Source organism: uncultured Aquimarina sp. (assembly GCF_947496855.1).
GTDB lineage: Bacteria > Bacteroidota > Bacteroidia > Flavobacteriales > Flavobacteriaceae > Aquimarina.
The window spans coordinates 805,547-815,369 of the sequence record NZ_CANMED010000002.1; the positions used below are offsets into that span (position 1 = coordinate 805,547).

The window sequence follows — 9,823 nt, forward strand, 5'->3', positions numbered from 1 at the left end:
CTCACACTGGAATATGCATATTAGGTAATGGGGGTTACAGCAAATTTCAGCAAAAATTCCGGAAGGTTTTCCTTTCGGAATTTTCATTCATAAAGACATTAACTATTACACTTAAAACAATAAAAAAACATGAGGTAACAAAAGAACAACGCTATTGATATAATAGTATAAACCCTTAAAAACAGATATTATGAAAACAAAAGACACTTCAAGATACAGTATTATAAACAGCGCATTTAAAGGAATTTTAATAAAACTTTTTACACTATTTTCTTTTTTACTTCTAACCGTTTCTTGCGACACAGATAATGACCCAACCAATAATATATGCGAGGATTATTATGTAAATAACTTTATAACTACTGCCTTTTCTACTGCTAATAATTACGATGATCTCCCTGAATTTATGGATTTAGAAACCCATGAATATGTAATAAAAATAAATGCAGGTGGCGAAATTTGCTCTGTTGGGTATCAAAACCCAAGTACTTATAACGGAGCTTATACTATAGAAGTTATAAATACAACAAGTCTTATTAGCTATTTAGGAACTCATACTTTTTCTCAAGGACAATTAGATTACCAACCTATTACTCCTCTTATTGTTTCCTCTGGTGATATAATTACGGTTAAAAGGACAATTACGCAAGGATATCAAAACCTCAACGCCACTTTAGGACGTGTATTAAGACCATCCAATTTTTCTCCTGTTCCATTTCCTATTACTCAAGGTACCGTAGAATTCTTGTCTTCTAATTTCTATGGAGCAGGTGGACCGGTAAATAACATTGCAATGCCATATATCGGATTAGGTTTTAAAGCAGATTAAAGTATTTGCTGATCTAAAACAATAAATTCTGGAATGGTTTACCTTCCAGAATTTTAATTCACTAACAGATATAATTTAATCTCGTTTAACTTTTTGATTATCTTTAGTAACACTAACAACAAATCATGAATAGATTTTCGGCTTTATTTATAGCGATATGCCTTCCTTTTTTCTGCATTGGACAAATAGTAACCAATGACACCATTCCCAGAATAGCACCGATATCTTATGAAATTCAGGGTAACCAAGTAAATTACAACGCAGAAATGCCTCCTCTTAATCAAATTGCCGGCGCACCTAAAGCTTTCTACACTTATTATTGGGAATTCGGAGATGGTGATTATAGTTTTAAAGAAAAACCGGTACATATCTATAAAAAAAATGGGAAATATAACGCTAAGCTATGGGCAACAAACAACTATGACAACGGAAAACCTCCAGCAAGCAGACCTAAATCTATATCCGTCGATAATGCAAAAGATGAAGCATCTATTAATGCTAACTCTCCTTTTACAGAAGATGAAGATTTAATTTTAAAAAGAAATCGTGAACCCATTCCTGATCAAGAAATAGTATTTATTACAAGTTATAAGAACAACAATAATTATATCTCTAATGGAAAATTATATTTATTCTATAATGACCGACAATTTAAGAATGATAATTTCATCATAAAAGATACCCGATTACATTATGGCGAACAGATTGCTCCTATCGATGCTATTACTTCTAAACTTCCTGAGAATGATGATCACACTTTAGTAGCATCTAATAATATTTCTTTTTTGTACAACAAAACACTTTTTGTACAAGACACCACCAAAAGAAAAAACTTTCCGCTTACTCTGGAAGAATCAAAAGCCTTATACCGAAGTTATCAGATCATAGAATTTGACGATATGAAACCTGGAGAAGAACGCAATATATTCAGAACACTAAAGACTACTCCAGAAATGATCAAGGACACAAGCGCGATTGTTACATTACGAAGTGTTTATGTTCCTGATAACAATTTTGATGATCATACCGTAAAAGATACTGAAATGGAGATTGTAACTTCTCATGATCCCAACAAAATGTCTTCTAATGCTTTTTTAATGAATTACAGATTTGCTAGATTTAAAAGATTAAAATTCAAAGTACGATTTCAGAATAACGGAGAAGGGCCCGCCAATACAATAAAACTAGAGGTGGATACTCCAAAAATGTTTGATAAATCCACCTTGAAAATTGATAGCATGTATCCAGAATGTCCAATTTGTCCAAAAGAGCGAGAAGTAAATTACAGTTGCTTAGATACTATTTTGAAAAAGGACAAAATCATATTTCAATTCAATAGAATTTATCTTCCTGGAAGTGAACAAAAAAATGTAGAAGAGATCGATTCTACTAAAGGTTTTGTAAAATACACCATGAAATTTGGAAAAAATTTTCATAAGGAAAAGACGAGAAGCAGAACTGCTATTTACTTTGATAAAAACGATCCTATTATTACTAATTATGCCACTACCCGATTCTTACCTGGGATTTCGATCGGTGCTAAAGCAGGATACATTACAATTCCGGAATTAGATAATCAAAGAGAATATTTTGTTGGAGCTACGCTTTCTCCATTCAAATCTTATAGAGGATATTATCAAGCAGAGTTACTGGTTTCTGCATCTTCATTTGATGAAATAAGAAATTTCGAAACTAGGTCAACACAAGCCAATGGAATAGAAAATCTTATAGAATTCTCAGAAGCAAACAAATACAACAGTATCTCACTATATGCAATACCGGCCTCCTATCGATATAATTTTACTAATTTTTTGGCTATGGGAGCAGGAGTTCAGTTAAAACTAGACCTTACAAGTACAAATGATCAAGAAACAACAGGTACAGGTTTCATTATTGAAGGACAAGGGCAAGGGCAAATAATCACTCCCGATCGGGATTTAGATTCCTTTACCATTCAAAAATTAGATGACACTTTTACCAATTTTCAAACAGGAGTTTTTATCGGAATGAACCTGGGAGCCGCAAGGATTGGACCAAGCCTTGGTATTAGGTATGTTTATAATTTTGACAGCCCAAATTCTCAAATTCAGTTTTATGGGATTTGGAAATTTTAAAATACGCTTCTTAATTTTCGTTTTTCTGTGTTTGGGAAATAATTTAATTCCTGCACAGCAAAAGAACAAGACCGTAGATTTTCTATACAATCAATTAGACTATTTTCTAAAAGATCCATCAAGTTCAAAATTACATAGATTAAGTAAAATCATAGCGTCTAAAGAAGAGCAACTTTTAACTAAAGAAGACAAACTTGCCTTGGTTATCGTTCAGGCCAATATGGGTTATTACTACGATCAATTTGGAAACATCCCCACAGCTATTTCCTATTACGAAAAAGCCTGGAAAACTTTCAATAATAATAACCTCAAAGATTATGATATCATTGAAAACTGCTTGCAACCTTTAGGAAACCTATACCTCAAAATTGGGGATTTACAAAAAGCAGAAAACACGATTACTAATTATTTATACCTCGCGGAGCAATCTCAAAATACTTCCAAAATAATTTCTGCAATTACGAACCTATCAATTGCCTATAATAATAAAAGTAATTATCAGAAAGCCATAAAAGTGCTTCGAAAAGGTGAAGAAATAGCTCCCAAAAATGTAAATATTCTAACAAATTTAGCCACAAATTATCTGAATTCTGGAGCGATAGAAGAGGCCAAAAAACACGCGTTAAAAGCAATCTCGATGGATGCTACGCAGGTAAATGCTTACCAAATCCTAGCCGCAATCGAATTAGAAAACAAGGAACTACAAAACGCACAAAACTATATTCGCACGGCAAAACTTCAATTATTAAAAAACCCAAATACGTCAGCACGAGACATTGCAAAATGGCAACTGGCTTATATAGATATTCTTCTTTCTAAATCAGCATATACTGAGGCATTAAATAATCTTAAAGAAATCTATGAATATCTACTTCCTGAATATTCATCAGACATAAATTTTCCGAAAAAAGAAATTGTTATAGCAGACAGAGTTTTACTAAAAGCATTAGATGTACAGGCTTATATTTACCAACAACTAAACAATCCACTTTTGGCAATTCAGGCCTTTGAAACAGCTTTTGAGGTAAATTCAAAACTAAATACAGCCTATCCATTACAGGATACTAAAATTATTCAACACAGTCAAAACCGAAATCGTACCGAATCCTACATTGATCTTTTATACTTTATGTACGTTACAACTAAAGACGCAAAATATGTAGTAAAAGCATTTGAAGCCGCAGAAAACTCTAAAGCACCTTTTGTCAATGAAGCATTACTATCTAAACAACTACTATTACAGTACAAAAACGATTTGTTAGTAAAGAGAAACAAAGAACTTACGAACGAAATAGCAACATATGACACTTACATCTTACAAGAAAAGCAAAAAGAATACGAGGCTGACATCTCACAAATTCAAAAATGGACATCGGTATATGAAATGAAATCTATCGAACTTACGGATGTAACTCAAAAGCTTCAGGAAAAATATCCTAATCTTCTTTTTAAGCAAGAAAAAATTCCAATTTTTGAACTCCAAGAAAAACTAAAACAAGATGAACTTACCTTAATTGAATATTTTTTTGGTAAAAAAACTGTGTATCAATTCAAAATTGATGCAGATTCAATTGAAATTACAAAAACTAAAGATATTGATCATTTTAGAAAGATGGTCCAAAACTACATAAGCTATTTCAACAAAGCTTCTATTATCACTAATAACGTAACGGGTTTTTCGGAAAGTAGTTTTGAACTATATAATATTCTAAAAATACCTAAGACTAAGAAACTATTAGTTATTCCTGATGGACTGCTTAATTTTGTTCCTTTTGAAACATTATTGACTAAAAAAAGTACTGCTATAAACTTTGAGAAGATGCCATTCTTATTAAAGTCAAATATCTTAAACTATGAAATTTCCGCAGCTAAGTACTTAAGATCAAATAGTAGTAACAAAAAATTAAACATTCTAGGAGTGTTTCCGGTTTTTGAAAACACCAATCTGGAACTTCCTTTCTCTATTGAAGAAAAAAACCGCATACAACAAAAATTTGATGGTGTGTTCTTAGAAAAAGAGGATGCGACCTATGCACATTTTCTGGATGAGGCAAAAAAACATTCTGTTTTACACCTATCTACACACGCAGAAGCAGGAAGTTTTTCAAGACCAGCTTCTATACAATTCAGAGATCAGAATGTTCTAGTAAATCAGTTATATGGATTACAGTTAGAAGCAGACTTAGTTGTTTTGAGTGCTTGTGAAACTGGTATAGGTACTTTAGTCAAAGGAGAAGGTCCTCTTAGCATTGGTAGAGGGTTTCAATATGCAGGAGTAAAAAATGTATTGTTTTCGTTATGGAAGGTAAATGACAAAACTACTTCTCAGCTAATGCAATATTTTTATCAAAATCTACACTTTTCTAACTCCTATGCCCAAGGATTGCACCGAGCAAAATTGGATTTCCTTGACGCAAAAGAAATTTCTAACACTCAGAAATCACCATATTACTGGGCTTCTTTTGTATATTATGGAAGTTATCAACCTCCAACTGAAGGAAAATCAAATTGGATATTTATAATCGGAGGGTTCTTATTAATTATACTATTTTTGTTTGTGATTCTACAAAAAATAAAATGACAACACTCCGCCAATTTCTAATTGAAAAAGAATATCATCGTGTTAAACTTGTATATACCAAAACCAATCATTTTGAGGTGAAAGCAATGCTTAATGGTGTAGAAGGTAATTTTATTGTAGATACTGGAGCATCTAATTCGTGTGTTGGTTTTGATGCTGTAGATAAGTTTCATCTTTTTGCACAAGATAGCGATGTAAAAGCTGCAGGTGCCGGCGCTACAGATATGCTCACACAGCTTTCTAAGAAGAATACACTAAAGCTAGGCAAGTGGTCAAAAAAAAGTATTTCGCTTATTCTATTTGATCTTACTCACGTGAATACTGCGCTTATCGCACATCAAGCCGAACCAGTAGATGGTATAATTGGTGCTGATGTTTTAAAAAGAGGAAAAGCCGTTATTGATTATGAACGAAAATGCTTATTCCTGAAGTAATTTTACTTAAAACCACGTATTTATACGCATAAAAATTCCCTATAATTATAATATGTTTGAGTTCTTCAAATTTGTTAACGCGAAGAATTAAAATGAATCATTAATTAAAACGATTAGTTTATGGAATTTTATTTATCTCAAATTATATATTGGGCTTGTAATTTCGCCCCTAGAAGTTGGGCTTTTTGTGCCGGTGCTTTACTACCAATATCAAGCAATACTGCATTATTTTCGCTAATTGGAACTGCTTTTGGTGGAGATGGCAGAACAACATTTGGCTTACCTGATTTACGAGGACGAACTCCTGTCGGAATGGGTCACGGACCTGGATTATCAAACTACAACATGGGACAAGGAGGTGGTACTGAAGTAGTTACTTTAAATATGTTACAAATCCCCTCACATAATCATATTCTTGACACTTCTCAATTAAATGTAAATATAGGCATACAAGCTAATAGCGGTCAAGCCGATACACATGCTCCCAGTAATGGGGCATCATTAGCAGCACCTTATGACCCAAATAATTTAGCAGAAGTATTAGGGTTTAATAGTACAGCTCCAGATGTAACTTTACTAGGTGGAACGGGTGCTATTACAGGTTCTGGAACTGTCACAAACACCGGCGGAAGTCAATTTCACGAGAACAGATCACCGTTTCTAACACTAAATCCATGTATTTGTATGCAAGGCCTTTTCCCTTCTAGAAGTTAATATTGTTACTATATAAAACATAGTAAATATCGAATTTTATATATACTAATATGTTGTTTTGGAATGCATTATTTCGAACAACATACTTTACTCTAAAAAAAATATGACCCCTATAAAAATTGGATTTCTTACTCCATACTCCAGTATCTATCCTAATTTTTTTCCACACCTAGCCACAGGCTTCTACCTTGGTCTTGGCCAAAAGCCAGGAAAAAGAGCAGATATTGAATTAATTCCTGAATTTGCAGGATCAGGAGGTACTTCTTCTACTACAGAAGCCACTAAAAAATTGCTTAATTTCACGAATGTCGATATCCTTTCTGGAATGATTAGTTATAGATCCCTTCCCGATATTTCACCCCTTATTGATAGCAGAAAAGATGCTTTGGGATTCTTTTTTGATATGGGAGAAATCCTTCCTAGTTTTGACTATCACAGCCCTAACATCTTCTTTAACAGCCATCAATTGTATCAAAGTCAATATGCTTTAGGCTACTGGGCTGAAAAAGAATATAAACAACCTGGACTCATTGTTACTCCTGTTTATAACGCAGGGTATCATCTGCATTCGTCCTTTCAGGCTGGTATTAGTGCAGCAGGAGGCAAAACTGTTTTACAATCTGTGATCCCCTATGACTCTAATAACCCACATCACCTTAATATAGAATCAATTTTTGAAAAAATAAAAAAAGAAGCTCCTGCTTATGTCCATGCTTTATTTGTTGGACCACAAGGAAATGAATTTCTTACACAATGGAAATCAAAATCCTGGACAAAAGACATCCCTTTACTTGTTGCAGAAAATATGCTCTACTCTGACATGTTAGATGATGTAAAACATCTAGGATTAAATCTATATGGGGCTATGTTATGGAATTCTAATTCTGAAAATAAGGCCAACAGACAATTTGTGAAAAAATTCAAACAAAGCACGGGTCAGCCTCCTAATCTTTATGCATTACAGGGCTATGAAGCTGGGCTTGTCTTTAAAGAATTATTACGCCCTCTTAAAAAACGACAATGGGATGTGGTTAAAGAAGGACTCCAAAAAAAATCGATTGAAAGTCCAAGAGGTATCAAAAGTTTCTGTGCAAAAAAAGGCTTCTCAACTCCAGAAATTGATATTGTCAAAATAAAAACTGATACCTCTGGAATTTATCATACAATCATAGATATCGGAAAAGAAATGAATCTAAACAACCCTATGACCAACCATATTAAGAGTGAAATAGATTCAGGCTGGGTCAATCCGTATTTATGTATATGAAAAAGAAAGATTATACCTACATATCAAAAGTTAAATATATGTTTACTTGATTTTTAAACTAAAAAACATTTTATTTTATAGTAATTAACCTGACAAAAATTAATGTTCATGAAAAAAAAATTACTCTTATCCGTACTGTTCTTTTGTTCCTTTAGTGTGACCATTGGTGCATCCATTGATCATAAAAAAACAACGATATCTCTAGAGGGTAATTCTTCTGTAGTTAGTCTATTTTCTTCATTAGATCTAGAGGCATCACCGATAGATGCATACGGTATTGCTAAAAAAATAAATGAACTAAGCTACTATGCTCCGACAACACCCATTACTCCTGGTACAGCCACCATATTTACAGGAACAAATTTTCTTTTAGAACCTTCTGCAGTGGCACTAAGTGCTACTCAATTTGTTATTGCATACCGATCAAGTACATCCGGCACCCCTGGTGAAGCTATTGTAGGAACTCTCTCCGGTAATTCGATTAGCTTTGGCTCTAGCACATCATTTGCTACTACCGTAAATGCTACACATACAGCTATTTCTAAAATAAGTGCTACACAGTTTATTATTGCTTTTGAAGATGAGCGTGGAGCAAGTGATATCGGAGAAATGCGTATTGGTACCGTGTCTGGATCTGCCATCTCTTTTGGTTCTTCCTTTGATTTTGCTACGGGTGATACTGATGCTTTGGAAATGATCGCATTATCTGGTACAAGCCATATTGTAGTCTATCGGGATGTAGAAGATAGCAATAAAGGAAAAGCAAAAGTAGTAACCGTTAGTGGGGCAACGCTCTCTTTTGGTGCAGAATTAGAGTTTCTGAGTGATGCCACAGTATGGACGGGTTTAGACGCATTGTCTTCTAATACCTTTGTTGTAGGATATCAAACAATTACTACTGGAGTAGAAGGCGGTGCTATTGTAGGATCTGTATCCGGAACAACGATTACATTTGGTAGTGCGAACATTTTTGAAACCAATTGTGTACAAGTTGATATTGTTGCAATTTCAGCTGATAAATTTGTAGTGGCATATGATGATAATGACGATGGTAATGGCTATGTACAAGTTGGATCAATTAGTGGTACAACCATTACTGGGTATGGGACACGTCAACAAATCACCACTAATATTAATGGCATACGGGTAGCTCCCTCTACTGCTGATAAATTTATTATAATGTATACACCTTCAAGCGGAACAGATCCAACATATGCTAAAGAAGGTGAGGTTATAGGAACCGATATTACCTTAAGTGCTCAAGCTACCATTCATAATGGTAATAGCGACAATGGAGCTATGGAAGTTCTTGAAATTGATGATGGAAAACACATCTATATCTATCAGGATGAATCTAATGGTAATGTAGGAAAAGCCATTTATGGCGAAGCTTCTTTAGTTACAAACACCGCCCCAATAGCAACAGCACCATCCGCACCAACGGTATTGGAAGACGCTACCAATATTGCATTAGCAAATAACATCCAGGTAACAGATACGGATGGAGATGATCAAACACTCACATTTACTACTACTGGAGGAACGGTTGCGTTGGGAACAACTGGTGTCACTTTTGGAGGTGGTGGTAATGGGTCTGCTAGTTTTACAGCATCTGGAACATTAGCAGCTATTAATACAGCTCTTGATGCGGCAACATTTACACCCTCGGCTGATTTAAATGGTACTAATGCAGGGACAATCTCATTTACTACTAACGATGGCAACGATACGTCTAGTCCTGCGAGTGTAACTTTTAATATTACTGCTGTTAACGATGAACCAAGTTTTACAGCAGGTGCTAATGAAGGTATAAATGAAGATGCTGGTGCACAAACCGTAAATGGATGGGCAACTGCTATTGATGATGGAGACTCAGACGCTACA

Annotated in this window: 7 protein-coding genes; all 7 read left to right on the top strand. The window is 34.3% G+C overall.

Features of this window, described 5'->3' with window-relative positions:
• Positions 1-190: 190 nt before the first annotated feature.
• Complete coding sequence (locus Q0921_RS09455; protein WP_299256100.1) at positions 191-829, top strand: hypothetical protein; 639 nt, start codon at positions 191-193, stop codon at positions 827-829.
• A 125-nt stretch (positions 830-954) separates the two neighbouring features.
• Positions 955-2,943 carry a PKD domain-containing protein gene (locus Q0921_RS09460; RefSeq protein WP_299256102.1) on the top strand — a complete coding sequence of 663 codons (1,989 nt, stop codon included), beginning with the start codon at positions 955-957 and terminating at the stop codon, positions 2,941-2,943.
• Entirely contained in the window at positions 2,924-5,524 is a 2,601-nt protein-coding gene (locus Q0921_RS09465) for a CHAT domain-containing protein (RefSeq protein WP_299256104.1), read from the top strand. The genes Q0921_RS09460 and Q0921_RS09465 overlap by 20 nt, the downstream gene beginning before the upstream one ends.
• Positions 5,521-5,958 (top strand): retropepsin-like aspartic protease, encoded by a 438-nt coding sequence (locus Q0921_RS09470; protein ID WP_299256105.1) that lies wholly within the window; start codon positions 5,521-5,523, stop codon positions 5,956-5,958. Before Q0921_RS09465 ends, Q0921_RS09470 begins: the two co-directional genes overlap by 4 nt.
• 120 nt (positions 5,959-6,078) lie before the next feature.
• Positions 6,079-6,672, top strand: coding sequence for a phage tail protein (locus Q0921_RS09475; protein ID WP_299256107.1), 594 nt, complete (start codon positions 6,079-6,081; stop codon positions 6,670-6,672).
• Between the two features lie 103 nt (positions 6,673-6,775).
• Positions 6,776-7,939: an ABC transporter substrate-binding protein gene (locus tag Q0921_RS09480; protein WP_299256110.1), complete on the top strand. Its 1,164-nt coding sequence runs from the start codon at positions 6,776-6,778 to the stop codon at positions 7,937-7,939.
• Between the two features lie 108 nt (positions 7,940-8,047).
• A partial coding sequence (locus tag Q0921_RS09485; protein ID WP_299256111.1) for a hypothetical protein occupies positions 8,048-9,823 on the top strand: 1,776 nt, incomplete at its 3' end.

Coding starts and splice junctions, on each gene's coding strand:
- Q0921_RS09480 (WP_299256110.1), top strand. CDS start 6,776: ATGACCCCTATAAAAATTGGATTTCTTACTCCATACTCCAGTATCTAT.
- Q0921_RS09460 (WP_299256102.1), top strand. CDS start 955: ATGAATAGATTTTCGGCTTTATTTATAGCGATATGCCTTCCTTTTTTC.
- Q0921_RS09465 (WP_299256104.1), top strand. CDS start 2,924: ATGGGATTTGGAAATTTTAAAATACGCTTCTTAATTTTCGTTTTTCTG.
- Q0921_RS09455 (WP_299256100.1), top strand. CDS start 191: ATGAAAACAAAAGACACTTCAAGATACAGTATTATAAACAGCGCATTT.
- Q0921_RS09470 (WP_299256105.1), top strand. CDS start 5,521: ATGACAACACTCCGCCAATTTCTAATTGAAAAAGAATATCATCGTGTT.
- Q0921_RS09475 (WP_299256107.1), top strand. CDS start 6,079: ATGGAATTTTATTTATCTCAAATTATATATTGGGCTTGTAATTTCGCC.